The sequence below is a fragment of the Roseivirga sp. genome, from assembly GCF_034669765.1.
Lineage (GTDB): Bacteria > Bacteroidota > Bacteroidia > Cytophagales > Cyclobacteriaceae > Roseivirga.
Map to the genome: position 1 here is coordinate 453,042 of NZ_JAXMOQ010000002.1, position 25,399 is coordinate 478,440.

General features: G+C 40.3%; 24 protein-coding genes. 18 read left to right on the forward strand and 6 right to left on the reverse strand.

Features of this window, described 5'->3' with window-relative positions:
• The first annotated feature begins 212 nt into the window (after nt 1-212).
• The 4 genes from VOI17_RS04960 (at nt 213) to VOI17_RS04975 (ending at nt 3,254) form a co-directional block, all read left to right on the forward strand.
• On the forward strand, nt 213-1,052 hold the full coding sequence (locus VOI17_RS04960) for a class I SAM-dependent methyltransferase (RefSeq protein WP_323756137.1): 840 nt from the start codon (nt 213-215) through the stop codon (nt 1,050-1,052).
• Entirely contained in the window at nt 1,042-1,254 is a 213-nt protein-coding gene (locus VOI17_RS04965; RefSeq protein ID WP_323756138.1) for a hypothetical protein, read from the forward strand. Before VOI17_RS04960 ends, VOI17_RS04965 begins: the two co-directional genes overlap by 11 nt.
• A 466-nt stretch (nt 1,255-1,720) precedes the next feature.
• The gene (locus VOI17_RS04970; RefSeq protein WP_323756139.1) at nt 1,721-2,155 is read left to right on the forward strand and encodes a lipocalin-like domain-containing protein; all 435 of its coding nucleotides are present in this window, start codon (nt 1,721-1,723) and stop codon (nt 2,153-2,155) included.
• A 61-nt stretch (nt 2,156-2,216) separates the two neighbouring features.
• Entirely contained in the window at nt 2,217-3,254 is a 1,038-nt protein-coding gene (locus VOI17_RS04975; protein WP_323756140.1) for a serine hydrolase domain-containing protein, read from the forward strand.
• Nucleotides 3,255-3,419: 165 nt separating this feature from the next.
• Here the strand turns inward: VOI17_RS04975 and VOI17_RS04980 are convergent, their stop codons facing one another.
• Entirely contained in the window at nt 3,420-4,787 is a 1,368-nt protein-coding gene (locus VOI17_RS04980) for a hypothetical protein (RefSeq protein WP_323756141.1), read from the reverse strand.
• 400 nt (nt 4,788-5,187) lie between these two features.
• Between VOI17_RS04980 and VOI17_RS04985 the strand changes: the two genes are divergently transcribed.
• The 10 genes from VOI17_RS04985 (at nt 5,188) to VOI17_RS05030 (ending at nt 16,644) form a co-directional block, all read left to right on the forward strand.
• A complete protein-coding gene (locus VOI17_RS04985; protein ID WP_323756142.1) occupies nt 5,188-6,870 on the forward strand; it encodes a formate--tetrahydrofolate ligase in 1,683 nt (560 codons plus the stop codon).
• 12 nt (nt 6,871-6,882) lie between these two features.
• Nucleotides 6,883-7,725, forward strand: a complete 843-nt coding sequence (gene fdhD / locus VOI17_RS04990) for a formate dehydrogenase accessory sulfurtransferase FdhD (protein WP_323756143.1) — start codon at nt 6,883-6,885, stop codon at nt 7,723-7,725.
• Entirely contained in the window at nt 7,722-8,084 is a 363-nt protein-coding gene (locus tag VOI17_RS04995; protein ID WP_323756144.1) for a DUF7009 family protein, read from the forward strand. Before fdhD ends, VOI17_RS04995 begins: the two co-directional genes overlap by 4 nt.
• A 15-nt stretch (nt 8,085-8,099) precedes the next feature.
• Nucleotides 8,100-9,749, forward strand: coding sequence for an NADH-ubiquinone oxidoreductase-F iron-sulfur binding region domain-containing protein (locus VOI17_RS05000; RefSeq protein ID WP_323756145.1), 1,650 nt, complete (start codon nt 8,100-8,102; stop codon nt 9,747-9,749).
• Nucleotides 9,750-9,760: 11 nt separating this feature from the next.
• The gene (fdhF, locus tag VOI17_RS05005; RefSeq protein ID WP_323756146.1) at nt 9,761-12,553 is read left to right on the forward strand and encodes a formate dehydrogenase subunit alpha; all 2,793 of its coding nucleotides are present in this window, start codon (nt 9,761-9,763) and stop codon (nt 12,551-12,553) included.
• A 13-nt stretch (nt 12,554-12,566) separates the two neighbouring features.
• Nucleotides 12,567-13,124, forward strand: coding sequence for a molybdenum cofactor guanylyltransferase (locus VOI17_RS05010; protein ID WP_323756147.1), 558 nt, complete (start codon nt 12,567-12,569; stop codon nt 13,122-13,124).
• Between the two features lie 110 nt (nt 13,125-13,234).
• A complete protein-coding gene (locus VOI17_RS05015; RefSeq protein WP_323756148.1) occupies nt 13,235-13,783 on the forward strand; it encodes a Crp/Fnr family transcriptional regulator in 549 nt (182 codons plus the stop codon).
• Between the two features lie 70 nt (nt 13,784-13,853).
• Nucleotides 13,854-14,507: a hypothetical protein gene (locus VOI17_RS05020; protein WP_323756149.1), complete on the forward strand. Its 654-nt coding sequence runs from the start codon at nt 13,854-13,856 to the stop codon at nt 14,505-14,507.
• Nucleotides 14,508-14,514: 7 nt separating this feature from the next.
• Nucleotides 14,515-14,865 (forward strand): VOC family protein, encoded by a 351-nt coding sequence (locus VOI17_RS05025; protein WP_323756150.1) that lies wholly within the window; start codon nt 14,515-14,517, stop codon nt 14,863-14,865.
• Between the two features lie 570 nt (nt 14,866-15,435).
• Complete coding sequence (locus VOI17_RS05030; RefSeq protein WP_323756151.1) at nt 15,436-16,644, forward strand: hypothetical protein; 1,209 nt, start codon at nt 15,436-15,438, stop codon at nt 16,642-16,644.
• Nucleotides 16,645-16,733: 89 nt separating this feature from the next.
• On the opposite strand, the gene VOI17_RS05035 is transcribed toward VOI17_RS05030, so the two are convergent.
• Genes VOI17_RS05035 through tgt form a run of 3 tightly spaced genes read right to left on the reverse strand, consistent with a single transcriptional unit; the run spans nt 16,734 to nt 19,864 of the window.
• Nucleotides 16,734-17,651 (reverse strand): DMT family transporter, encoded by a 918-nt coding sequence (locus tag VOI17_RS05035; protein WP_323756152.1) that lies wholly within the window; start codon nt 17,649-17,651, stop codon nt 16,734-16,736.
• Nucleotides 17,651-18,733 (reverse strand): LptF/LptG family permease, encoded by a 1,083-nt coding sequence (locus VOI17_RS05040; protein WP_323756153.1) that lies wholly within the window; start codon nt 18,731-18,733, stop codon nt 17,651-17,653. The genes VOI17_RS05035 and VOI17_RS05040 overlap by 1 nt, the downstream gene beginning before the upstream one ends.
• Nucleotides 18,734-19,864 carry a tRNA guanosine(34) transglycosylase Tgt gene (gene tgt, locus VOI17_RS05045; protein WP_323756154.1) on the reverse strand — a complete coding sequence of 377 codons (1,131 nt, stop codon included), beginning with the start codon at nt 19,862-19,864 and terminating at the stop codon, nt 18,734-18,736. It lies immediately after the preceding gene.
• Between the two features lie 73 nt (nt 19,865-19,937).
• Between tgt and VOI17_RS05050 the strand changes: the two genes are divergently transcribed.
• The 3 genes from VOI17_RS05050 to rsmG are packed head-to-tail and all read left to right on the forward strand — an operon-like array spanning nt 19,938 to nt 22,301.
• Entirely contained in the window at nt 19,938-21,047 is a 1,110-nt protein-coding gene (locus VOI17_RS05050) for a glycosyltransferase (protein ID WP_323756155.1), read from the forward strand.
• Nucleotides 21,038-21,646, forward strand: a complete 609-nt coding sequence (locus VOI17_RS05055; protein ID WP_068417682.1) for an RNA polymerase sigma factor — start codon at nt 21,038-21,040, stop codon at nt 21,644-21,646. Before VOI17_RS05050 ends, VOI17_RS05055 begins: the two co-directional genes overlap by 10 nt.
• A 25-nt stretch (nt 21,647-21,671) precedes the next feature.
• Entirely contained in the window at nt 21,672-22,301 is a 630-nt protein-coding gene (gene rsmG / locus VOI17_RS05060; protein ID WP_323756156.1) for a 16S rRNA (guanine(527)-N(7))-methyltransferase RsmG, read from the forward strand.
• On the opposite strand, the gene VOI17_RS05065 is transcribed toward rsmG, so the two are convergent.
• Complete coding sequence (locus VOI17_RS05065; RefSeq protein WP_323756157.1) at nt 22,302-22,700, reverse strand: hypothetical protein; 399 nt, start codon at nt 22,698-22,700, stop codon at nt 22,302-22,304.
• Nucleotides 22,701-22,772: 72 nt separating this feature from the next.
• Nucleotides 22,773-24,008, reverse strand: coding sequence for an ABC transporter permease (locus VOI17_RS05070; RefSeq protein ID WP_323756158.1), 1,236 nt, complete (start codon nt 24,006-24,008; stop codon nt 22,773-22,775).
• 115 nt (nt 24,009-24,123) lie between these two features.
• On the opposite strand from VOI17_RS05070, the gene VOI17_RS05075 reads away from it, so the two are divergent.
• The gene (locus VOI17_RS05075) at nt 24,124-25,389 is read left to right on the forward strand and encodes an asparagine synthetase B (protein ID WP_323756159.1); all 1,266 of its coding nucleotides are present in this window, start codon (nt 24,124-24,126) and stop codon (nt 25,387-25,389) included.
• Nucleotides 25,390-25,399 lie beyond the last annotated feature (10 nt).

Consider the following 25,399-nt stretch of genomic DNA (forward strand, 5'->3'; position numbering starts at 1 on the left):
ATGCCACATATTATCTGTGTCTTTCTCAAAAAGACAAGCTCGACAAAACGAGTAATCAACGCATAGAAATCGCATGATTTCGTACTGCGCAGATAATCATATCCACTTATCTCATCAAATTTCAACCAGAAGCAATTGATTACAAATCGCTTGCTTTATCACTTTGCAATGTGCCTTACATTTCAACAGTGATGATTATACAATCATTAGAAATGAACAGTAAACAGCTAATAAGCAGAAAAATAGAAGCATTCTATAATAAAGCATCAGAAGAAACCAGGCTCGATAAAGGCATGGGAGTATTTGAATTTGAAAGAATAAAATCACTTATAGAGAAATACATCCCATCACCCTCTTCAACAATAATAGATGTAGGTGGTGGTACAGGAAAGTACTCCGAATGGCTCGCCAAAAAAGGACATCAAGTTCATTTAGTAGAGCCCGTTGCTAAGCATATAAAATTAGCCCAAAGTAGATCGAACAGGTCAAAAGACAAGTTTTCTGTTCAACGGGGTGAGTCTCGAAAACTGAAATTTAAAAATAATTTTGCCGACCTCATCATCCTACACGGACCACTTTATCACCTACAAAAAAAGGAAGACAGAAATTTGACCATTAGTGAAGCAAAACGAGTACTGAAAAATGACGGAATCATACTCGGTTTTGCCATCAATTATACGGCCTCAACGCTGGTTGGCCTTTTAAATGGTTTGATTCATAAAAACCCATTCTTTGAAATGTGTAAAGAAGAGTTGACATCAGGACTACACAATCCACCAGATGATTTCCCATGGCTTTTGGCCGAAGCCTATTACCATACACCCGAACAACTCAAAAACGAGTTTATTGACCAAGAATTAATCCATCTGAATACTTACGCAGTGGAAGGCATGGCTTGGTTGGACAAAGCCTACTTTACGAGTATGCTGAATGACCAACGAAAAAAAACATTATTAGAACTCATTAGCGTCACAGAAAACGACAGCTACCTTTTACCTTTTAGCCCTCATATGATGATCGCTATACAAAAAAAATCTACTTATGGAAAGTAAAGAAAAGTACTACAAAGCACTGATAGAAAACAATGGTCAACTCAATGAAATTGACCTTGGAGAAACAATTGGACGCTCAGAAAAGGAAACACAACAGATAATTGCACAACTTTTATCCGAGCATAAAATAGAATATACCGAAAACGGAGCTTGTAATTATAGCATTATGAAAAGAGCGAATAAGAGGGGTAAAAACTGGTGACAAGGTTTAAGTAATACTGTCTCACTCTGGTCTTAGCGTCTCGCTGAGACCCCACCTAAAATTAAAAACTCAATTGTAATTATCTCTTTTCAATCCAAATAATCACCACTACTTAAAATCTTATCAGCTATGTCTATTAGTCTTAGCGAGACGCTAAGACTAGTGTGGGCTATCTATGGTTAGCACCTCTCCTTCGAACAAACAGACTCTTACGGTTTCGTTTTTCAAACTCAACCTCAGTTGACGGTAAATTGTAGATCTTTGCAATTAATACACCCCCTTTCCGCCCTTGTTGGTGTTTTCACCAACAAGCCACCTAGCCGCCAAAGGCTAGAAAAAGGCAATCACTCTTAGACATTTATTACTAAAGGCTTAACTTTAAATTGAGCTTGACATTCTTTTATGTGACTAGTCATCTCTCACTTTTTGTCAAATAGGCGTTCTGGCCAAATTTAAAACAGAATCAATGAGCACTCCTCAACAGCAAATAATCGGAAGTTGGAAACTGAATAATTTTGAATTGAAAAATTTAACGGTAAACAAATCTATTTTCCCTTATGGAAAAGCACCCATCGGAATTTTGATTTTTAGTGCTGATGGATTTATGTCTGTTTCAATAATGACAGACAACAGAATCAACTTTGAGATCGAATCACTGCAAATGTCATCAGCGGAGGAAAAAATAAATGCGCTTGAAACATACCTGTCCTATGCAGGGAAATGGAAAATAGAAAACGACAGAATCTATGTTGATGTAATCACCTCTCTATTGCCTAATTGGAAAAACAAAGAACACTTCAGGACATTTCAACTGAATGATAAAACTTTATCATTCCAAACCCCAATAATGAAGCAAGGCGATTTTGAAATACTAGTTGAACTGGATTGGATAAAGTTGTAAAAAGCTGGTAAACCAAATACTCACCCTTACATCCACCTTAATAAAACCAACCTGAAATAGCATGACGAAGAAAAAGAACAAGCAAATTTTCAAAATAGCCCTGATTACTGCCAGCATCGCCTCTTTGTTTTTCGTGCCCTGGATTTTGGTTTGGGCTTGGATCCTACCTGTCCCAGATACCGTTCAAGAACAAGTAAACGAAGCCCTTGATTATGATTTCGAAGGCATTATTGTCTATATAGACGAAGCAGGCAAAGCACCAGCATTTTACGCAGCTGGCTGGCATGACAGAGAGAAAAAAATCCCGGCCAACCCTCACGCCTTATTCAAGTTGGCCAGTGTGAGCAAGCTATATACCGCAGTGTCCATCTCAAAACTTGTGGCTGACGGACGTTTGTCATTGGATAAAACGCTAGCTGACTACCTTCCAGAACTCATGGGTGGCATCGAAAATGTGGACAAAATCACTTTGAGGATGATGGTGCAGCACAGAAGTGGCATTCCCAATTATACAGACACTCCGGATTATTGGGCTACCCCAAAAGAAAGCAGCAAAGAAAACCTCGAATTAGTGCTTGGTAAGCCAGCCAATTTTAAACCTGATAAAGACTACGAATACAGCAACACGAATTATTTGTTGCTTGCCCAAATCATGGATAAAGTACTGGGCTACCCTCATTTTCAGTTCATTCAGGAAGAAATCCTCAACCGACTTCAACTGACACATACTTTTGCTTCGGTTGATGATGTGAATATAGACGATGTAATGAGTGGTTATCATGTCGGGCATCCCTATGATTTAAAGACCGATAAACAAGGAATGTTGGCCTCGGCAGAGGATGTGGGCATTTTTATTAGGGCACTCAACGATGGGTCATTGTTTGATGAAGGAGAACAAGACATCTATTCATCCATTTATGAGTATGAGCATAAAGGATGGGTGCCTGGCTATCAGAGTATTGCCAAATACCACAAAGACATCGACACAGTGGTGATTCAGTTTACAAACACCACTGACCCCAAATTGTACAACTGGAACCTAGCAGACATTATATACAGCCGGATTGTAAAAATACTGAGGCGTAGAAAAGACTCATAAAATGTAACCACATGGTTTCCACCCTTTTGGTGTTTTCACCAACAACCTACCTAAACCCAACCCGACCTATTCCTCGTTTGTAACGAGGACTTTTAAGCAGTCGATTGTAATCGGTAAACTAAAGTTAAGGGCAGGAAAACCTCCAATAATCCCTAGAATGACTCATTAATCATTCCCAACAAAATTGGCCCTTCCAAAAAACCTTCGATTCACGAAGTTATTGAGATTAGAACCAAACCGAAAATTAAACCCAAATCTGGTATCGATGGTATATGCTGAAGGTAGGGTTACCCTCCCGCTCAAAATATCCTGTTCGGTGAAATCTCCTGATGCCAGGTAAATCTGGTCCTTAACGTAGTTACCTTCTGCCCTCATAAAGAAAGAAAAATTCCCAGTGACACGGAATTCTGCACTAATATTCAAACCTGTGGACCAAGAACTAAAATCATCTAGATAATTTCTCAGACGATATCCCACTTCGAGATTACCCCAAACTTGATTTAGTCCAAGACTGGCTCTCAAACTTTGGAGGACCCTGGTTTCTTTAAGAACACCGTAAATCGTTTCTTCGACATATCTATTATTTCTGACTTCAATCCCATAGTTCAATCTCAGAAATCTGGAATTCTGCTCTGATTCGGGGAAAATATTGAACTCTACAGCTGGTCTAAAACTGGTCTGAAACTGATAATTAAACCGGGTGTTCTGACGACCTGCCATATCATATCCATAAGACCATTGGGGTGAAATAGACTTCACAAGCTGGTGACTAAACCCAAATTCTGATACATCAAAATTATTCTCAAATTCATCGATGATCTGGTTACCAACTTCATCAAGAACCGGATTGCCATTCTCATCAACTCTTGGTACTTTTTGAATCGTTCTTCTTAGCCTTTCATCTATTCTCCCGGATAGGGATATTTTCCATTCATCCGTGATACGGTTAATATTGATGTCTCCACCATAATTGATTTGCCTGCTCAATTCTTCTAATTCAATGTTCGCATTACTACCCACATTAAAAACCCAATAATCCCAAGGATCAACGCTTTCCTGCATTCTATCTTCCCGAATGCCAGAGTCAGTCTTCATATTGATTTCAATCGCCTCTCCTGCTGTGGTTTTCGCAACAAACGGAGCTAAACCTAATTTGATAAACCGAGTAAGTTTTTCACGCACTTCAAAGTCGGTATCCGTCTGTTTGGTATTTACATAGAGGGTGTCTTTTCGTCCCGCATGGATGTTTTGTTGACCTATAAACAAAAGTTGATATTGTCTTCCACCGCCACCAGATGTATTATTGTTAATCAATAGAAAGACATCAGCCGTTTGATTATCCCTGTAGAAGTCAACCGCTGTAATTTCCGTTCTGATAAAATCCATATTACAGCCTCCATCCCTCCCATCGCAACCATCGATAAACACTCTGAGTTTATTAGGAAGGTTGTAATTATCAACTAATGTTTGACTAACTAAAGGAGTAGTCAAGGGGAAAAATGCCAGAATTAATAAAAGTAGTATATTTTTCATTTTTTTGGGATAACTCACGTTGATCATCTCATTTTAATAGAAGTCAAGTGCATGTAAACAACCTTAATACTGTATTTTCCTTACATTGTTTGAAATCAATGTACATTTCACACGTGAGAGCAATGATAATTATACCCGATCCCTTGGTACCCAATTACTTGAATCAGGCATGTAGCCTTCTCTTTTTATGTAAAAAAAATAAAAGGATTTAAAGCACTGTCTTTCCGCCCTTGTTGGTGTTCTTCACCAACAAGCCACCTAATGCCCCCCTCAACAAGCCGAAAAAATAAAGATTAGTTGATAAGTCGATAGTGATTCTTAAATTAGGATTCTTTTATGCAAACGTTTGCAAGTCAATCCCCAAATCCCCATTGACTTTTGAACCATGACAAATTAACCTATGGAGAAAAAACACCTTAGCGATATTGCTATCGCCCAAGCCGCTGACATCAAACATATTAACTCGATTGCCACCAAAATAGGCCTCACAGATGATGATCTGGAGCATTACGGCAAATACAAAGCGAAGCTTCCATTAAGACTTATTGACCAAGCTAAAATCGAGAAGAGTAACCTTATTCTTGTGACCGCCATGACGCCAACTCCTGCGGGAGAAGGTAAAACCACCACCTCAATTGGGCTCACAGAAGGACTCAATAAAATAGGAAAGAAAACAATTGTCGTGCTTCGGGAACCTTCATTAGGGCCTGTATTTGGTATTAAAGGCGGTGCCGCAGGTGGCGGTTATTCACAGGTAATTCCTATGGAGGACATCAACCTTCATTTTACCGGAGATTTTTCAGCCATTGAAAAAGCCAACAACCTGCTTTCGGCATTGATTGATAATAACATTCAAAGCAGAAGCAATAACCTTAATATTGATCCAAGAACCATTGCTTGGAAACGGGTGATGGACATGAATGATAGGTCGCTACGACAAATCACGATTGGTTTGGGAGGCACTGCCAATGGTATTCCCAGAGAAGATGGCTTCAACATCACTCCTGCTTCTGAAGTGATGGCTATTTTGTGTATGGCCGAGAATTTCGCTGACCTGAAGCACAGGCTAGGCAATATCTTTGTCGGCTACACTTTCGATAAGCAGCCCATTTTTGCAAGAGACCTGAAGGCTGAGAGTGCCATGGCGATCTTGCTTAAAGATGCCATTCAACCTAACTTGGTGCAAACACTAGAAGGCAATCCTGCCATTATACATGGAGGGCCTTTTGCCAATATCGCACAAGGCACAAATACCATCATTGCCACTAAAATGGGGCTTTCCCTAGCTGATTATGTGGTAACAGAAGCGGGTTTCGGAGCAGATTTAGGCGCTGAGAAATTCTTAGATATCAAATGCGTATCTGCAGGTTTAAAACCGAAGGCAGTGGTGCTTGTCGCCACGATTAGGGCTCTAAGACACCATGGAGGCGCCAAAGCAGAAGAATACAATACGCCATCAGTAGAGCGAGTGGAGAAGGGTTTTGCCAACTTGGGCAAACACATCGAAAACATTAAGAAGTTTGGTATCAGTCCGGTGGTGGCCATCAACGCCTTCCCTTCCGACACCGATGAAGAAGTAAAGTTGATTCAGCAAAAGTGCGAAGCAATGGGCGTTCAGGCGGTATTGGCTGAGGGCTGGGCAGACGGTGGTGCTGGAATGACCGAACTTGCAAAGTCAGTAGTTAAGATAGTGGAAGCAGATGAGAGCGATTTCAAACCTTTATACAATTGGAAGTCCCCTATTCGCGAGAAAATTGAAACCATTGCCAAAGAAATTTACGGGGCAGACAAAGTAGACTTTTCAAAGAAAGCTGAACTTCAGATGAACAAAATGGAAAAGCTAGGCTTTGGAGATTTCCCAATTTGCATGGCCAAAACGCAGAAGTCATTAAGCGATAATGAATTCCTCCGCGGCCGACCCACCAATTTTGATGTAGGTGTCAGGGAATTTGAATTTGCAGCAGGTGCTGGCTTTATCATTCCAATTCTCGGACAAATGATGCGCATGCCGGGCTTACCTGCCATTCCTGCCTCAGAAGGCATGTCTATTGATGATGATGGTGTGATTTCAGGCTTGTCCTAAAAGAATCAAAGCATGGCCATTCCTGTTCAAGCAGTTGAAATAGTTCGTATCGGACCAAACGCTCCCGAAACCAAACCTGATTTGGTGGTTTCGGAAGAGCCACTGGAAATCCGTCTTGGACATGGGCCTGTGGATAATCGACATCAATTCAGCTTGTCGGTCACCATGCGTACACCTGGCAACGATGAAGCGCTTTGTCTAGGTTTTCTTTATACCGAAGGAATTATCAATTCAATGGATGAAGTGATCAGTGTCAAGTATTGCGATGACTTGGGCAGAAACGAAGGCACGGAGAACCTGATGCGCGTTGAATTAAAACCATTCGTGGAAATTGACAACGAGCAATTCAAAAGGAACTTCTACACCACTTCCAGTTGTGGCGTTTGCGGAAAGGCCTCCATCGATGCCATTAAGGTAAGCTGCAAAGCTCTGTCTTCAACGCCCATTCAGGTAGGCAAGGAAGTGCTATTTAGCCTGCCCGATCGGCTGAGAGCCTCTCAAAATGTATTTAAACACACAGGAGGTCTTCATGCTGCTGGTCTCTTTGATGTGCATGGCGAACTCATTGTGCATCATGAAGATGTCGGCAGGCATAATGCCGTGGACAAGCTCATAGGTTCTGGGATTATTAAAGGGAGTCTCCCCTTCTCAGATTCAATTTTAGTCCTGAGTGGGCGAATTAGTTTTGAGTTAGTTCAGAAAGCCTTACGTGCTGGTATTCAAATTATTGCGGCAGTGGGTGCCCCCTCAAGTTTAGCGGTAAACCTAGCCGAAGAGTTCGGTATGACACTGGTCGGATTTCTCAAAACAGATCGATTCAATATTTATACAGGAAAAGAAAGGGTAATGGTATGAAGTTAAGAATTCAAGGCAACAGTATTCGAGTCAGACTCACCCAAACCGAAGTGAACCAGCTTGGTGAAGGAATAGATTGCATCAGCCATTTGGACTTCCCGAACAGCAGTAGTTTGAACTATCGGCTCAGCGTAGCCACTGTATTAGGTTGCAAATTCAGCGACAATTTAATCACCATTTCGCTCCCTGAAACTGAAGTCAGAGGCTGGGCTACATCAGATCATGTAGGAATCGAGGGAGATTTGACCTTAGAAAATGGAGATAAATTGAGTATTTTGGTTGAAAAGGATTTTAAATGTTTGACGGAAAGAGCTGAAGATGAAAGCGATCTATTCCCAAACCCGAAAGAAAGTCATTAACAGTAATTAAGTAAGATGTCAGAAAATCTTAGTGCATTATCCGGTAGAAAAGGTTTAGAAGATAACCTCTTTGAGCAATTGGTTGAGAAATCTAAAGTGACTGGTGCGCCAGATAATGAAGAACTGAAGGCCTTGGCCAAAAAGTACCTCATGGGTGAAGCCATTACTTATGGCACCGCTTCCTTTTATGACTTCTTGAAAAAGGAGCATGAAGGGGTAAAAGTCCATGTTTGTAATGGAAGTGCTTGTCTGGTAGCCGGTACACAAGACCGAGTAAAAGTCAAGCTTTCTCAGCACTTTAAAGACGCTGATGTGGGTCATATGTGCTGTTTAGGCCGATGCCATGAAAACAGCGCCTTCAACTATAACGGCACTAATTATTCGGGCAATGCCATCGATCAATTAGAAGCCATTGTTCAAAAAACTGACAAAGACTTATCCGACAACTATAATGTTGGTGCTACTAGCGAGCGAGTATTGACTGGAGAAGCCATGACTGCTCAGCAATTCAAAGATGAGTTTTCAAAAATATTAGCCAATGGCCCTGAATGGGCATTGGAGCAAATCAAAACCTCCAATATCCGTGGACGTGGTGGCGCAGGTTTCCCCATGAGTTTCAAACTCAATGCCTGTAGAAATGAACCCGATCCTCAGAAATTCATTGTCTGCAATGCCGATGAAGGCGATCCCGGTGCGTATTCCGACCGCTACCTTTTGGAGCAACAACCTATGCTCGTCCTTTTCGGCATGATGACAGCTGGTTATATCGTAGGTGCCGATCATGGAGCCGTATATATCCGTGGCGAATATCCTGAATCAGTTCGGGCATGTGCCGAAGCGGTAAAGCAATTGGAAGCGATTGGTATGCATGGTGCTAACATCGGAGGCTCAGACTTTAGCTATCACTTTAAAGTAATTGAAGGCGCTGGCGCCTATATCTGCGGTGAAGAAACCGCCCTCCTCTCCTCTTTAGAAGGACAAAGACCTGAGGTTAGGGTGAGACCACCTTTCCCAGCACAAAAAGGACTTTTCAATAAGCCGACCATTGTCAACAATGTGGAAACCTTGGCGGCTGTGCCATGGATCATCAGAAATGGTGGCGATCAGTATGCAAAACTAGGAACTGAGAAATCAACGGGCACAAAACTCGTTTGTCTTGATTCATTCTTCAATAAGCCCGGCATGTATGAGGTGGAAATGGGGCATTCCTTCAAAGATCTGGTTTACAATGTAGCTGGTGGTTTTAAGGAAGCTGTAAAAGCCGTTCATGTCGGTGGCCCATTGGGTGGAATTGTGCCTACTCACAAGATTGATGATTTGAATATTGACTTCGAGAGTTTTGCCAATGGCGGGTTCTTATTGGGACATGCAGGAATTGTTTCTATTCCAGAGAAATTCCCGATGATCGAGTACTTAGAACACCTCTTCGAGTTTACTGCTGATGAATCTTGTGGGAAATGCTTCCCTTGCAGTATCGGTTCTGTGAGAGGAAGAGAGATGATTGCCAATGCTAGAGACGGCAAAAAAATGGATCGTCAACTATTAGATGACCTGTTGGAAACCCTAGAAATAGGCTCTCTATGCGCCTTGGGTGGCGGTTTGCCGTTAGGGATTAAAAATGCCCTTCAATATTTTAAAGAAGAACTTAAGAACTACTTTCTATAAACACGAAACATATGAGTGATTCAAAAAACATCGCCTATATCAACAACGAACCATTTCCGTTCGAAAGTGGTGAAACCATTCTTTCGTTGTTAAGAAGAAATTTCGGCCCAAATCCTGTCCCCACCCTTTGTGATGCGCCTAATTTAGACCCTTTCGGCTCTTGCCGAGTGTGCAGCGTAGAAGTAGGCAGAGAACAAAATGGGCCCACTCGTGTACAGGCTTCCTGCCATACGCCAGTAATGGAGGGTTCATATATCTACACCCACACGGAGAAAATGGAGCGCCTACGAAAGAATATCGTAGAGCTTGTGTTGACAGACTACCCCAAAGAGAAATTCGAATCCGACAATCCAAAAAACAACGAGCTCAAGCGCGTAGCTTATGACCTGGGGGTCAAAATGGAGCAAGTGCGCTATGCCCCAGGTAGAAACCACTTGGATCGAGCGACAGACACTTCCCATCCTTATATGAGGGCCAATTTGAGTGCTTGTATCAACTGTTTCCGTTGTGTGCGCGCATGTGATGAAGTTCAGGGCGAAATGGTATTGACCATGGAAGGCCGAGGTTTCGATAGTAAGATAGTAATGGGCATGAATGAAGGTTTTATGGAATCTGATTGCGTGTCCTGCGGTGCTTGTTCGCAAGCCTGCCCTACGGGCGCCATCAGCGATGTATTCGATTCCAAAACCAATGAACCAGAGGAAGTTACCAGAACGGTTTGCACCTATTGCGGAGTGGGCTGTAATTTAGATGTAGCCACGGCAAGCGGTGAAATTCTAAGCATTACCGCACCTTACGATGCGGAAGTAAATCAAGGCCATACTTGTCTGAAAGGGCGCTATGCCTTCAAATTCTATGATCACCCAGAGCGACTTCGTTCTCCAATGGTCAGAAAAAATGGGGTTTTAGAGAATGTTTCTTGGGATGAAGCCTACAGCTACATCGTTGACAAAATCACGGCCATTCGAGAAGAACATGGCCCAGATTCAATCGCTGGAATTTCGTCTGCCAGGTGTACCAATGAGGAAAATTACCTGATGCAGAAGTTCATTCGAGCCGTTGTTGGCACGAACAATATTGACTGTTGCGCCAGGGTATGCCACTCTCCTACCGCCTTGGGGATGCAACGTTCATTCGGAACTGGTGCTGCCACCAATTCTGTCATCGACATCAAATACACGGACTGTATGATGGTCATCGGTGCCAATCCAACGGCAGCTCATCCAGTAACGGGAGCCAAAATGAAGCAAGCCGCCATGAAAGGCACAAAGCTGATTGTCATTGACCCTAGAGAAATTGAATTGGCCAAATATGCCGATCACTTCCTACAACTCAGACCCGGAACCAATGTAGCATTGCTCAACATGATGCTCTATTACATCATTGAGGAAGGTTTGGCTGATCTTACTTTCATTGAAAACCGCACCGAAGGCTACGATGATTTTGTAGCGAATATTAAGAAATTAGACATCAACGCGATGGAGGCCATTACGGGCGTAAATCGCGAAGAAGTTAGAGCAGCGGCCATCACTTATGCTTCTGCTCCAAATGCCATGTCATTCCATGGCTTGGGGGTTACCGAACATTCTCAAGGCACATTCACTGTGCAGCAAATTGCAGACTTGGCCATGATTACGGGAAATATTGGGCGAAGAGGTGTTGGTGTCAATCCATTGCGTGGACAAAATAACGTTCAAGGTGCAGCAGATATGGGTGCACAACCGCATCAAGGGGCTGGCTATCTCGATGTCACCGACCCGATGATGAATCAGCGCTACATCGATTTTTACAAAACGGACAAAATTCCATCCCAGATTGGATACAAGATTCCAGAGATGTTCGATGCCGCCATTGCTGGAGACCTGAAAGTAATGTGGATCATTGGTGAAGATGTGGTGCAAACCGATCCTAACACCAGTAAAGTCAAAAAGGCATTAACGAGTCTTGACCTATTTATCGTTCAAGAGCTCTTTATGACAGAGACCGCAATGCTGGCCGATGTTGTATTGCCGGGCGCTTCTTTCCTTGAAAAATCAGGGACATTTACCAATGGGGAGCGCAGAGTACAACGGGTGAATAAAGTGGTAGAACCAATCCCTGGCACCAAAGCCGATGGTCAGATCATTGTTGATGTAATGCAACGCATGGGTTACGATCAAGCAGATTATGCGCCAGATACCATGCTGGAAGAAATCTCTCAAATCGTTCCTTTCTTCAAGGGGATTACTTGGGAAGAACTCGCCAAAAATGGTAAACAATGGCCAGTGCCAGAAGATGGTTCAAGTACCGAAATCATCCATATCGATGCCTTCAAAAGAGGTAGAGGCTTATTTACTTACTACGATTGGAGAGAATCTGAAGAGATTGTAGAGCACGGAGCAGAGTATCCTTACATCATTACCACCAACCGCGAATTAGAGCATTACAACTGTGGTGCGATGACACGCAGAACTGGCAATGGCGAGATTTTGAAAGAAGATGTATTACTTATAAATGCCAAAGATGCCGCGGACAACGGTATTGCCGATGGTGACATGGTCTGTGTTACTTCGGCACGAGGTAAAGTGGATATTAAAGCACGAATTACTGCTGAAGTAAAACCAGGCGTAATGAGCACCACTTTCCATTTCCCGGAGATTATGGTGAATTTGATTACCTCAGATATACATGATTCAGAAGCCAAGTGCCCTGAATACAAGGTAGTAGCAGTGAAAATTAGAAAGTCTAAAGGCGTGAATAAGCTAATGAAGGCCGCACAAAGTATAGGCCTGGAAAAGGCTCCTTTGGACAAAAGAAAAGACTAGTTTCAGGTAGTCCATGGAGGAAAAATCAGTCAAAGGCTTAATCCTGATGGGAGGTCAAAGCACCCGCATGGGCAGTGATAAGGCCTTTGTGCAGTGGCATGGCCAGACATTGTTGGAAAAGGCCATTGATCATCTTTCAGGAATTACCGATGACATTTACCTATCTGTGAATGCTGAGCAATATGATCTGCTTCAGGATGAATATGCTTGCATTCAAGATCAATACCCAGACAAAGGCCCAATGGGTGGTATACTTTCAGCATTAGAAAAACTGCATGAAGATCTTATCGTCTTAGCGGTTGATATGCCTAACCTAAGTGCTGCCAATATCCTGGATTTAATCAGCGCTGCTAAGGATTTCAAGACCATTACTTGTTATCAGTATAAAGACGCTATTCAGCCATTCCCCTCCTTTTGGCCTGTTCAGCTATTACCGAACCTTGAAGCAAGCGTATTAAACAATCGCCTTGCGATGATTAAATTCATAGTGGCACAACAGCCTAAATTGATCACAACGAATTCGCCTGAGCAATTCAATAACTTTAACAGACCAGATGATATGATTGGATGATTATTAGTTAGTTAACCTAATCGCTACGTACTCGAGTACGTACAACTTATTTCTATTTAGAACGAATTCACAAAGTCCACCGAACGAATTATTTTACAGGTTTATTAAGAATGACAGTTCAAGAAATTTTAAATAACATAGGACAGTTTTCAGACTTTGATGCAGCGTTATTTGAAAAACTCACGAGCCGAAAAGTGTTAGAGAAGAATGAAATCATATTGAAAGAGGGTGAGGTTTGTAAGTCTATTTTTTACATAGTATCGGGTTCATTTTTTCAATACCAGAACAAGGATATTTCCGAAATCATTATTGACCTGCACCTTCAAGGTGAATGGATGTATAATCATGAAAGCCTACTAGGTCAAACACCATCTAAAACAATAATTAAAACCTTTTCCAAAGCTGAAGTTATTGAGTTGAGTTTAGAAAACTTTCATTTCTTGAGCTCAAAAGCACAGTCCTTTTTGCAATTCGGTAAAATCTTAAACCCAACACAGAGCAGAACATATATTTTTGACAACTCACTATCTCCAAGTGAGAAGTATGATTATATAAAAAAGGTAAAACCTCTATTAGCACAGGTATTCCCCATAAAAATGATAGCGTCCTATCTGAAAATAGCCCCTGAAACTTTAAGTAGAGTAAGAGCTCAATACTGAATTTACTGATTTCGATCAAGTGGTGCTTCAACAGCTTATCACCAATTTTGTAGCGTAAATAAACCTAAAAATGGATAAGCAGCAAAGCTCTTTACAAAAGGCCAAAACCTGTATCAAGGTATTAGGTAGTACCTCATTAATATTAGCACCCTTGCTAACACTTATTGGTTGGGGTATTTCGTACGATAGTTTCACTTCGCTTTTTTCCTTCAACTTTTCATATCAACCTACCAACGGTGCTGCTTACCTAACGGCCAACACGGACCCTGCTTTGGTGTTTAGATACTATCTTTTACCTCACTACTTTATATATGCCTCAATGCCAGTTTACATTGCATTGGGCTTGACCTTAATGTATGCTACCTATAAAAAAACACCTTGGCTTTCTTTTATTGGAGCAATACTATCAATCATTGGGGCTGTGTATTTTATTGGCGTATTAGGAGCTTATCTCTCAGCTCCCATTGGCAGTGTGGCTATGACAAGCATTTTAAAAGTTTCATTTGCTTTGTGCATTTTAGTATTTGTTGGAAACGTTTTATTGGGCATATCTCTTTACAAAGCGAATATTACAGCCAAATGGACTTCACTGCTTTTTATCTTCGGTAACATCCTAATTTTAGTATTCCCTGGAATTGAAAACTGGATGGCATTAGGCTCATTAATGATGTTTTTTGCTATGCTGCCATTAACTAAAATGATATTAATAAGACACTCAAATTAAAAATATTATGCTGACAAACATAAATCCAAAATTACCCATGCGCGATAAATCTGCCACAAGAGACTATTATATAGATCAGTTAGGTTTTCAAGAAATAGGAGATTATGACGGGTATTTAATGGTTCAAAAAGATAAAATAGAAATTCATTTTTTTGAGTTTAAGGAACTTGACCCAAAGGAAAATTATGGACAAGTATATATTCGTACCAACGACATTGATGATTTATATACATCTATGCTTGACAATAAAATCAAAATTCATCCAAACGGAGCATTGAAGGCATTGCCTTGGGGGCAAAGGGAGTTTGCCTTGCTTGACCCAGACAATAACTTACTGACTTTTGGGCAGTCAATTTAAAGAAGAACAGCTACGGACATTAAGAAACTTATTGTAAACCAAGCTTCTTTTTTCGTTCCAAAGCTCTGCGCTGGCTTCGCCTGATGACAGGGTAACTCAACACAGCTGTGAGGATAATAAGCGTTCCGTAATAAAAAACAGAGCACATTTCTTTCACAATAAACAATGTTGACGGTATTATACCATACAATTGACTCTTGTTGGTGTTCTTCACCAACAACCTGGCTAACAGTTAACCATGCACGTTCCATGCACACTTATTTTGTATTTTTAAGTACGTTCAGCAGTAGACACAACCTTTATTTCGGAGGGTAGCGTGAGCAAAAATATATTCACTGGAACCAGATTTTAATTTGCAATCATCTACGTGTTATTATTTCCAAACCCGAAGAAATAAAATACGGATAAATTTAGTTATGAATGACTGAGAATTCAACATTAAGATAATTTTGCGCGCACTGGAAAATCAGATTTTTTTAGTAAATTTATACAAGCCATGAGTATGGATTAATAAAAGAATTATTCCTACCAATTTATAATAACAACGCATTATATATATTAAATTAATACATGAATAGCAAATTTAAACTACACTTAAATCACTTATTAATAGTAGTATTAATGTTGATATTTATTGTATCATGTTCAAAAGATGATGAAACGACCCCAGGCAAAATTGAAACAAGTTTGACTGGTAAAGCTCAAAAGGGGCCTTTTTTGAATGGATCTTCTATATCAATTTATGAACTAGACAAGAAATTTTCACCAACCGGAATAAATTTCAACACCCAGATTACCGATAACTCAGGGCTATTTCAAATAAATGATATTAAGCTTGCCAGTAATTATGTTACACTCCGTGTTGATGGCTTTTATTTTAATGAAGTCTGTGGTGAATTGTCTGGTTCTCAAATAACTTTAAATGGTATTGCTGATATTTCACAGTCAGATTTTAAAAACTTGAATGTAATTACTCATTTGGAAAAAGCTAGAGTAGAATTTTTGCTATCAGAAGGGATGAGTTTCACCTCTGCAAAAAGTCAAGCTCAACAAGAAGTTCTAAACATTTTCAACGTATCAGATGACATTGAAAATTCTGAAGAACTAGACATTTCTGGTAATTCTGATGGAGATGCAATACTTATCGCAATATCTTCAATACTACAAGGTTATCGATCTGAAAGCGAATTCTCACTGTTGCTTGCCAATATTATAACGGACATTAAAACGGATGGGTCTTTAGATAACGAATCAATAGGTGCTGATTTAGTCTCGCACGCGCAGTTACTCAATGCCGAGCGTATATCTAACAATATAGAGTCAAGATATTCTGATCTTGGAATCGATATTACAGTCCCCGATTTTGAACCAATAGTCAATAATTTTTTACAAGAAACTACATTTCCATCTAACGAATCTCTTATTAATTACCCTGAGGATGGAAGTTCGGGAAGCAACGTGTTGAATTTAGCTTTAACTGAGATTCAAAGTAAAACTTTTTATAGTTTAGCAGCTACTTTACCGAATGAATGCTTGTCATTAAGAGTTAAAATCACTAAAATAAGTGGACTATGTGACTTTTGCATCGGTCATCAACCAACTAAAGTGCAGAATTGGTGGATACAAAAATATGATTCTGATACTCATAGCCAGAGCTTTAGTACATCAGGAAAATTATCAGATTTGCCAATTATAATAGAAAAAGGAGTTTTCTTGGTAGAATACTTTGAGGGGGATACAAGTATACCAACTAGAACTAAAACAATAAACAGCATCTAATATTTGCTAAATGAGTAGACTGTATGGGCCATAAGCATTTTTGGAGATTCGCTAAAGTCTTCTTTCACTGACGCTCTAAGTTTGGTTTATTATAAACCAAGCTTCTTTTTTCGTTCCAAAGCTCTGCGCTGGCTTCGCCTGATGACAGGGTAACTCAACACAGCTGTGAGGATAATAAGCGTTCCATAATAAAATCCACCACTCATTTCTTCATTTTCACCATAAATGATAACGGCCAGTATAATTCCATATACTGGTTCTAGATTAATAGTGAGGTTCACCACATAGGCCGTAATTCGTTTCTGGAGCTCCACAGAGGAAGAAAAAGCGTAGACGGTACACACCACCGAAAGAATCAATAGTAGCCCCCAGTCCCTTGTTGTTGGCAACGCATAAGTAGCAGATTCAGCTAAAAAGAAGTGCTTATAGAAAGGAATAAAAATAGCAATACCGATGGCTGCTGCAGCCATTTCGTAAAAGGTAATGGTGTACTGAGACAGCTTATGGGTCATTTTACCATTCAATACCGAGAAAAGTGCGGCCATAAAGGCAGCAGCCATGGCCAATCCTAAGCCCAGTGCATTATTGAATTCGAAACGAAAGATGACATAAAGCCCGCTGATAACCACCAAGCCTAAAATCACCTCGAACAGTCTAATTTTTCTTTTGTTAAACAATGGCTCAATGAGGCTGGTCCAAAACGTGGTGGTGGCCATTCCTGCCAAAGAAACCGATACATTAGATACCCTGGCCGATTCAAAGAATAAGAACCAGTGGATTGCAATGACAAACCCAATCAGAATCATTGGGAGTAGATGTTCCTTGCTTACCTGAAATGTCTTGGATTTAAAATACATAAAGCCCGCCAGCACAATACTGGCCAAAGCCGTACGGTACATCACTACATCTGTAGCAGGAATGGTCATCTCATTGCCGAGAATCGCAGTAAAACCCCATAAAAAAACGATAAAATGGAGTTTTAAAAAGTCCTTAGAAGAGGCTTCCATTACTTAGGAACAAAGCGGTAGATAGAGATTCCGAGCATAGTAAAAATAATATTGGGCATCCAAACTGCAAGCAGCGCATCCATTGAGCCTGCCTCGGCAATACTCTTTGTAGCGATAAACAAAAGTATATAAATAAAAGCCAAGAAGAAGCCCAAAGCAATCTGAAAACCTACTCCTCCTCTGGTCTTTCTTGAAGATAATATTACGCCAATAAAAGTCAGAATTATTGCGGTAAAGGGAGACATAAACCTTGTCAATTTTTCGATATGATAAATCGGAATATTATCAGCACCTTTCAGCTTTAAATCGTCTATATACGTATATAATTCGGGAATAGTAAGGGTTTCTTGCAGTCCAGTTTGACTAGAAAAATCGTCTGGACTCATGTTTATTTTGATGAGTGTATCATTCACATTTTGGTATTGAAATTCTTCATCCAACTCATTAAACTTCCGTAGATTCCAGTTTCTTAAAGTCCAAGAGGTTAACGTAGAATCCCACAAAATCTCAGCGGCAGAGATCTTATACAGCATCTCTTTGTCTACAATCTCTTCAAGCGTAAAATCCCTTCCCGTATTTCTGTAGTTGTTGTATGACCTTAAATAGACATAGGTAGTTGGGCTTACTTTGAAATGGACATCTTGACCTGAATAAACAAAAGGTTTGTCGGCAAAGTATTGGTTTTCAAACTTCACCCTAAACTTATTGGCTTCTGGAATAATCCACCCTGTAAAAATAAAGCTAATGACGGCTATGATTACAGCCCCCATCAGAAACGGCTTCAACATTCTTGGATAGCTCACCCCACCAGCTAAAATGGCTACAATCTCCGTATGACTGGCCATTTTGGAAGTGACAAATACCGCTGCAATAAATACAGTAATAGGGGTAATTAAATTGGCAATATAAGGCGCATAAAAAAGGAAGTACTTAATAATTAACCAAGTGCCCACCTCATTTTTGATGAAGTTTTCATTCCTTTCTGAAAAGGTAAGGATGAGCACAATGGCTACTAAAATACCTACAACAAAAAGGAAAGTCGTGAGGAACTTCGTTAATATGTACTTATCCAGTATTTTCATTTAGAGGCGTTGTGTCACTTTTTTGACCATTTTGTTTTTCCAATCAACAAACGTGCCTGCTAATATCTGTTTTCGAGCTTCCTTAACCAACCATAAATAAAAAGTTAAGTTATGAATACTGGCTATTTGTGCCCCTAAAATTTCTTTACTGGTAATCAAGTGTCTTAAGTAGGCTTTAGAATAAAATGTACTGTTGTATCCGCCTAAGTTAGGGTCAATCGGGCTATGGTCGTTTTTCCACTTTTCGTTGCGCATATTCAGAATGCCTTCGCTTGTAAACAGCATTCCGTTACGGGCATTTCTCGTGGGCATTACGCAATCAAACATATCCACGCCCAAGGCAATTCCTTCTAGAATATTTTCAGGTGTCCCCACGCCCATCAAATAACGTGGTTTGTCTTTAGGTAGAATATCACAAACAATCTCGGTATGTTCGTACATCATTTCTGCTGGTTCACCCACAGACAATCCCCCAATGGCATTTCCCTCTCGCTCAAACGAAGCAATCGTTTCAGCAGACTTGACTCTTAAATCTTTATAGGTACTGCCCTGTACAATCGGGAAAAGCGTTTGGCTATAGCCATACTTTCCTTCCGTAGCATCAAACCTATCGCAGCAGCGCTTAAGCCAACGGTGTGTCATTTCCATGGACTTGCGAGCGTACTCGTAGTCGCATGGGTATGGAGTACACTCATCAAAGGCCATCATGATATCGGCTCCAATGGTGCGTTGAATATCCATTACAGCTTCTGGACTGAAGATATGTTTAGAACCATCAATATGAGATTTGAAGGTTACTCCTTCTTCTTTGATTTTTCTGGTGCCCGAAAGTGAATAGACCTGATAACCACCGCTATCGGTCAAAATAGGTTTGTCCCAACCATTAAATTTGTGCAAACCACCAGCAGCCTCAATTACTTCTAAGCCTGGCCTTAAATACAGATGATAAGTATTCCCCAAAATAATTTGCGCCTGAACATCATCTTTCAATTCGCGTTGATGCACCGCTTTAACAGACCCTGCAGTACCTACAGGCATAAAAATAGGTGTTTCAATTACACCATGATCTGTGATTACCTCTCCCGCTCGGGCTTTAGATTGTTTGTCTACTCCAGCTAAATTAAACTTCATTCCTCATTTTTGATCGCACAAAAATAGCAGGAATCATTTATTCTTATTTCATTCAGGCATCATTTCATTTTCTGTGAGTTTAGAAATTATCTTTTGGTCCTTATTTATTCTAGTTTCAGCTGTTCAACTGTACTATCATTGGGGCTATTTTAGTCTATTACTCAGTCATGTGGTTTCGGATGAGAAAACCGCAATTGAATTACCCGTTTCTATAGTCGTTGCGGCAAGAAATGAAGTGAGACTCCTACCTGTATTGATTACCAAGTTGGTTAATCAAGACTATTCGTCTTTTGAAGTTATTATTGTTAATGATCGATCATCTGATGGCTCAGAAGGCTTGCTCAACTCACTCAAGCAAATGAATCAAAAGCTTAACGTCATTCATGTTCATGATTTACCAGAAGGTTGGAACGGTAAAAAGAATGCTTTGCAATTAGGTATTGAAGCTGCTCAGCATGAGATTATATTACTTACTGATGCTGATTGCATTCCTAAATCAGATCAATGGATCAGCAAAATGGCTGGCAGCTTTAAAGAGGATACAGACTTTGTGTTGGGTTTTTCTCCCTACGAAACTAAAAAGGGTTTTCTGAATCATATGATTCAATTCGAAACTTTACTCACCGCCATACAATACCTTTCATTTGCAATCAAAAAACAGCCTTACATGGGTGTTGGCAGAAACTTGGCCTATCGTAAGTCTGTCTTTATAGAGAACTCATTCCAAGGTTTTGAATCTCAAACTGGAGGCGATGACGACCTTTTTGTGAATGCACACGCCAATGATATAAACACTGAAATCTGTATTCACCCAGATGCACACGTCACCTCTATTCCAAAGGCAACTTGGAGTGAATACTTCACCCAAAAAGTCAGGCATTTGTCTGTTGGGAAAAACTATCGTGAAAAAGATCAAACGAGATTGGGTCTTTTTGCGTTAAGTTCGCTGACAGGTTGGATAATGCTGTTTTGGGCAATTTTAGCAGGCTTTAATATTGGTCTCACTTTGGTGATTATCGGTATCAAGAGCTTGTCATTTTATGTTATCTTTACCCTTTCAGGTCGCAAGCTGAAAATGAACATGGCCTACTGGTCACTTCCATTCCTCGATCTGTGTTTAAATTTGTATTACCCAATGGTGGGATTAGTGGCGCTAATAGCAAAAAAGGTTAAATGGAGTTAGGTAAGCAGTTTTCTGACAAAGCACTCAAAGATTTTAAATTAATAGACCTGGCCGTTGAGAATCATGATCAACAGGCGTTTGCGGAGTTATTACAACGTTATCGTAAACCTGTTTACCACATGATTTTGAAGATGATTCGGAATGTTGATGATGCCGAGGATTTAACCATTGAAGCCTTTGCTAAGGCTTTTAAAAACCTTCATAAGTTTAAAAAGGACTTCACCTTTAGTACTTGGCTGTTTAGAATTGCCACCAACAATACCATTGACTTTATACGCAAGAAAAGGCTCGACACCATGAGTCTGAATACTTCTTATAGTGACGACAATGGTGAGTCAGTGAATATCGATGTTCAAGACAGAAACTTGAACCCACAAGAAGAAGCCATTAAAGCGCAAAAGATTGAATTGGTTCAGCTCTTTGTTACTAAGCTTCCTGCCAAATATCAGCGATTGGTAAAGCTTCGTTACTTTGATGAGCTAAGCTATGACGAAATTGCAAAAGAATTAAATGCACCTCTTGGCACTGTTAAGGCACAATTGCATAGGGCCCGTGAATTAATGTATGACCTTGTGAAAGGTAAAAAGGAACACATCTAATTCTTTTTTGTTAATTCGCACTCAAATGGAGTTAATCAAAAAACATTTCCCTGCCCTTACAGAAAAGCAAATTGCTCAATTTGCTCAGTTAAAACCTTTGTATACTGAATGGAATGAAAAGGTAAATGTGGTTTCGAGAAAGGACATTGAAAACCTTTACGAGCGTCACGTATTACATTCTTTAGGCATAGCCAAAGTTTTTAAGTTTCCTGAAAACACCGATATTTTGGATGTTGGGACTGGAGGCGGTTTTCCTGGAATTCCATTGGCCATTATGTTTCCGGAATCCAATTTTCATTTGGTGGATTCCACTGGAAAGAAAATAGTAGTGGTGAAAAATATTAGTGAGGCACTAGGCCTTAAAAACGTAGTTGCTGAACAAATTCGTGCTGAAGCCATTAAGGATAGAAAGTATGACTTTATAGTAAGTCGTGCAGTGGCTCAACTCAAAGAGTTCTACCCATGGGTAAAACATAAGTTTAAGCCGACTGCCGAAGTAGCTTACAAAAGCGGTTTACTTTACCTAAAAGGAGGAGATTTGACCACCGAAATCAAAGAATCCAGGTTGGTTAAAGTGCGCGTTCACAACCTTGAAAAATTCTTTGAACCAGAATTCTTCGAAACCAAAAAAGTGGTTTTTGTTCCCCGACAGTAATTAGTTAGCTCTTCTGTCGAAGTCTTCCTCTTCACTAGGTTTAGCAGTGTAGATTATAATGCTGTACACTCCTACAAGTGTTCCAAAGGGAAAATTGATAAGCCCGATGATTCCATAAACAAGTGCGGGCATCATAGCCCACTTACGGCCATTTACTAAGCCAAAGCCAATTACGATTTTAGGAATAAGGAAAAGGATGGCGATTGCCCATAGTATGGAATCAATAAAATCAAATATCCACATTGCTTCCATTGGAATTGGGTCATTTTCCAGTGCGGCCATATTCAATATAAAATCAATAAAGAAATCATAGAATACTAAGCCCAATAGTCCTAGGGCACTAAAGGCAATAAAAAGGATGCCTAAGATTTTCTTGTGAGATGGTTCAGTAAAATTCATAGCTTCAAATTTTACTTCAATATAAAAAAAGCCTCGATAAATCGAGGCTCTTTCATCAGCAGCATAAACCGCCTATTCAAATCTTAAGGCTTCAATTGGGTTTAGCTTGGAAGCTTTAGTGGCTGGAATAACACCAGACGCTAAACCTACAAACACACAAACCACTAAGCCCACAGTAATCCATAGCCAAGGGATAATAAATGCTCCTCCAAGTGCGGTGGCGAGTATATTACCCACTCCAATACCCATTAAGGCTCCAGCAATACCCCCCATCTGACAAATCACAATCGCTTCAATTAAAAATTGTTGACGAATTCTACTTGGCGTAGCGCCTAAGGCTTTCCTAATTCCAATCTCTCTTGTTCTTTCCGTCACTGACACCATCATGATGTTCATAAGCCCTACAGCAGCACCCAACAATGTAACAGCACCTACCACTAAACCACCAACTCGTAGCCCATTGGTCATATTATCTAAAGCTTCAGTAGCAGAGTCTGACCTAACGACTTCAAAAGTGCTTTCCTCACCTAATTTATCACCTCTGATCTTACGCATATAGCCCGTAGCCTCTCCCATTGCATAATCAATTTGTTCAGGGTCTTGAATCATAACAGTAGTGCTATACCTCATTCTACCACTTCGATCAAGACGTTTTGCATTCAAAAGTGGTATAATGATGTTCCGATCTTCCTCGGTATCACCTCCAAAACCACCTTTTTCTTCCAAAACACCAATCACACGATAGTTATTCCCGTAGAATTTAACCGTCTTATTCAGCGGGTCTTCATTTTTCTCAAAAAGAGAATTGACTATTTCTGTACCCAGAATACATACATAATTTCCGAATTCAATTTCTAATGCAGAGAAATTTCTGCCACGTTCTATTTTTACATCTTTAATTGAAAAGTAATTTTCGTCCCCACCAGTAATACTGGTATTTGGACTAGTCTTCTTCTCCTCATATTTAACTTCAGCAGAACCAGAAGCTCGTGTATAAATAGTTACAGTTGATGGGAAATTAAAATCTTCTTTGAAACGGGTAGCCTCATCGAATTTAATGGGTGCATAAGACTTTTCTCTAACTCCGTTCATACTTCTTCTTCCAGAAGAACGGCTTGCCACATCGAAGCTATTGGCCCCTAAACCCGACATACTAGCTTCTATTTCACTTTGAATACCATCTACAGCAGTAAGCATTCCCACCAAAGAGGTGATACCAATGGCGATGATTAGACCTGTTAAAATGGTTCTAAGGGTGTTCGATTTAATCGACTTAATTCCTTCCCTGACGTTTTCTCTGAAATTCATTGAGATAAAATGAGTTTTTGATTGTTACGAATTTAGTCAACCGTTGGTCAGATATTGCCAACAAATTTATAAATTCAACGATCGTTCTGTTAAACGGTTTATAATCCAGTTCACTATGAGAAGACTTTTGGTTTTATTGATTTTGGCTACGTTCAGCCTTTCTGGCTACGCGTCCAAAATATTGATCCCTATGGATCTTTCACAATCAAATCACCTAAAAGCCTACGGTATTGCTTACTGGGTTCTCAGTAAAGACGTAACAATCGACTGGATGTTAAATTTTAGGGGAGGAAGTTTTTTATTACCCTCTTCAGCCAACATAGAGAAGGAATTAGTCATCCGTGGAGTAAGCTATGAGGTGATCTCAGATGCTACGGCCGCTCAATACGAAAGCCAGATTTCATCCCCGTCTTCAAACATGGACATGATGAAATTGGAGAAGGTACCAAAAATTGCGGTTTACACTCCTAAAACTAAAATGCCATGGGATGATGCCGTAACATTAGCGTTGACTTATGCTGAAATCCCCTATGATGTTGTTTATGATGATGAATTAATGGCGGATGAACTAACTAAATATGATTGGCTTCATTTGCATCATGAAGACTTCACAGGTCAATATGGCAAGTTCTATGCGAGCTACTCTCCTTACAGTTGGTACCAGCAACAGCAAAGGGACTATGAAGCTTCTGCCAGAAAGCACGGTTTCGCAAAAGTGTCACAACTAAAACTGGCTATAGCGCAAAAAATAAGAACATTCGTTGCGGGTGGTGGCTTTCTTTTTGCCATGTGTTCCGCTACAGATTCATTTGATATAGCCCTAGCAGCCAACGGGTTGGACTTTATCGAAGCCATGTACGATGGCGATCCTGCCAACCCCGCAGCCGAATCACAATTTGATTTCTCGCAGACCTTGGCTTTTGAAAATTTCAAACTAAAAAAAGACCCACTTGAATATGAGTTCTCAGATATAGATAATACGGATGCTAGACGTTCAAGATCCTTAAATGAAGGAAATGATTTCTTCAAACTCTTTGAATTTTCCGCCAAATGGGACCCTATCCCAACCATGTTGACCCAGAATCATACCCGCTTAATTAAGGGCTTTTATGGTCAAACCACTGCATTTAAAACTAGAGTAATCAAACCTGACGTGGTAACAATGGGACAAAACGATGCGGCTGAGGAAGCTAAATATATCCATGGTGTTTTCGGAAATGGTTTCTGGACCTTTTATGGTGGACACGATCCAGAGGATTATCAGCACAGGGTAGGCGAAGAGCCAACCGATCTAAACCTCTACCCTAATTCTCCGGGTTACCGATTGATACTGAATAACATTCTGTTTCCTGCAGCTAAAAAGAAGAAAAGGAAGACTTAAACTGTAAAAG

Coding starts and splice junctions, on each gene's coding strand:
- VOI17_RS04975 (WP_323756140.1), top strand. CDS start 2,217: ATGACGAAGAAAAAGAACAAGCAAATTTTCAAAATAGCCCTGATTACT.
- VOI17_RS04970 (WP_323756139.1), top strand. CDS start 1,721: ATGAGCACTCCTCAACAGCAAATAATCGGAAGTTGGAAACTGAATAAT.
- rsmG (WP_323756156.1), top strand. CDS start 21,672: ATGGAGTTAATCAAAAAACATTTCCCTGCCCTTACAGAAAAGCAAATT.
- VOI17_RS05035 (WP_323756152.1), bottom strand. CDS start 17,651: ATGGAAGCCTCTTCTAAGGACTTTTTAAAACTCCATTTTATCGTTTTT.
- VOI17_RS05020 (WP_323756149.1), top strand. CDS start 13,854: ATGGATAAGCAGCAAAGCTCTTTACAAAAGGCCAAAACCTGTATCAAG.
- VOI17_RS04980 (WP_323756141.1), bottom strand. CDS start 4,787: ATGAAAAATATACTACTTTTATTAATTCTGGCATTTTTCCCCTTGACT.
- VOI17_RS04960 (WP_323756137.1), top strand. CDS start 213: ATGAACAGTAAACAGCTAATAAGCAGAAAAATAGAAGCATTCTATAAT.
- VOI17_RS05075 (WP_323756159.1), top strand. CDS start 24,124: ATGAGAAGACTTTTGGTTTTATTGATTTTGGCTACGTTCAGCCTTTCT.
- VOI17_RS05030 (WP_323756151.1), top strand. CDS start 15,436: ATGAATAGCAAATTTAAACTACACTTAAATCACTTATTAATAGTAGTA.
- VOI17_RS05065 (WP_323756157.1), bottom strand. CDS start 22,700: ATGAATTTTACTGAACCATCTCACAAGAAAATCTTAGGCATCCTTTTT.
- VOI17_RS04995 (WP_323756144.1), top strand. CDS start 7,722: ATGAAGTTAAGAATTCAAGGCAACAGTATTCGAGTCAGACTCACCCAA.
- fdhD (WP_323756143.1), top strand. CDS start 6,883: ATGGCCATTCCTGTTCAAGCAGTTGAAATAGTTCGTATCGGACCAAAC.
- VOI17_RS05055 (WP_068417682.1), top strand. CDS start 21,038: ATGGAGTTAGGTAAGCAGTTTTCTGACAAAGCACTCAAAGATTTTAAA.
- fdhF (WP_323756146.1), top strand. CDS start 9,761: ATGAGTGATTCAAAAAACATCGCCTATATCAACAACGAACCATTTCCG.
- VOI17_RS05025 (WP_323756150.1), top strand. CDS start 14,515: ATGCTGACAAACATAAATCCAAAATTACCCATGCGCGATAAATCTGCC.
- tgt (WP_323756154.1), bottom strand. CDS start 19,864: ATGAAGTTTAATTTAGCTGGAGTAGACAAACAATCTAAAGCCCGAGCG.
- VOI17_RS04965 (WP_323756138.1), top strand. CDS start 1,042: ATGGAAAGTAAAGAAAAGTACTACAAAGCACTGATAGAAAACAATGGT.
- VOI17_RS05070 (WP_323756158.1), bottom strand. CDS start 24,008: ATGAATTTCAGAGAAAACGTCAGGGAAGGAATTAAGTCGATTAAATCG.
- VOI17_RS05010 (WP_323756147.1), top strand. CDS start 12,567: ATGGAGGAAAAATCAGTCAAAGGCTTAATCCTGATGGGAGGTCAAAGC.
- VOI17_RS05015 (WP_323756148.1), top strand. CDS start 13,235: ATGACAGTTCAAGAAATTTTAAATAACATAGGACAGTTTTCAGACTTT.
- VOI17_RS05040 (WP_323756153.1), bottom strand. CDS start 18,733: ATGAAAATACTGGATAAGTACATATTAACGAAGTTCCTCACGACTTTC.
- VOI17_RS05000 (WP_323756145.1), top strand. CDS start 8,100: ATGTCAGAAAATCTTAGTGCATTATCCGGTAGAAAAGGTTTAGAAGAT.
- VOI17_RS04985 (WP_323756142.1), top strand. CDS start 5,188: ATGGAGAAAAAACACCTTAGCGATATTGCTATCGCCCAAGCCGCTGAC.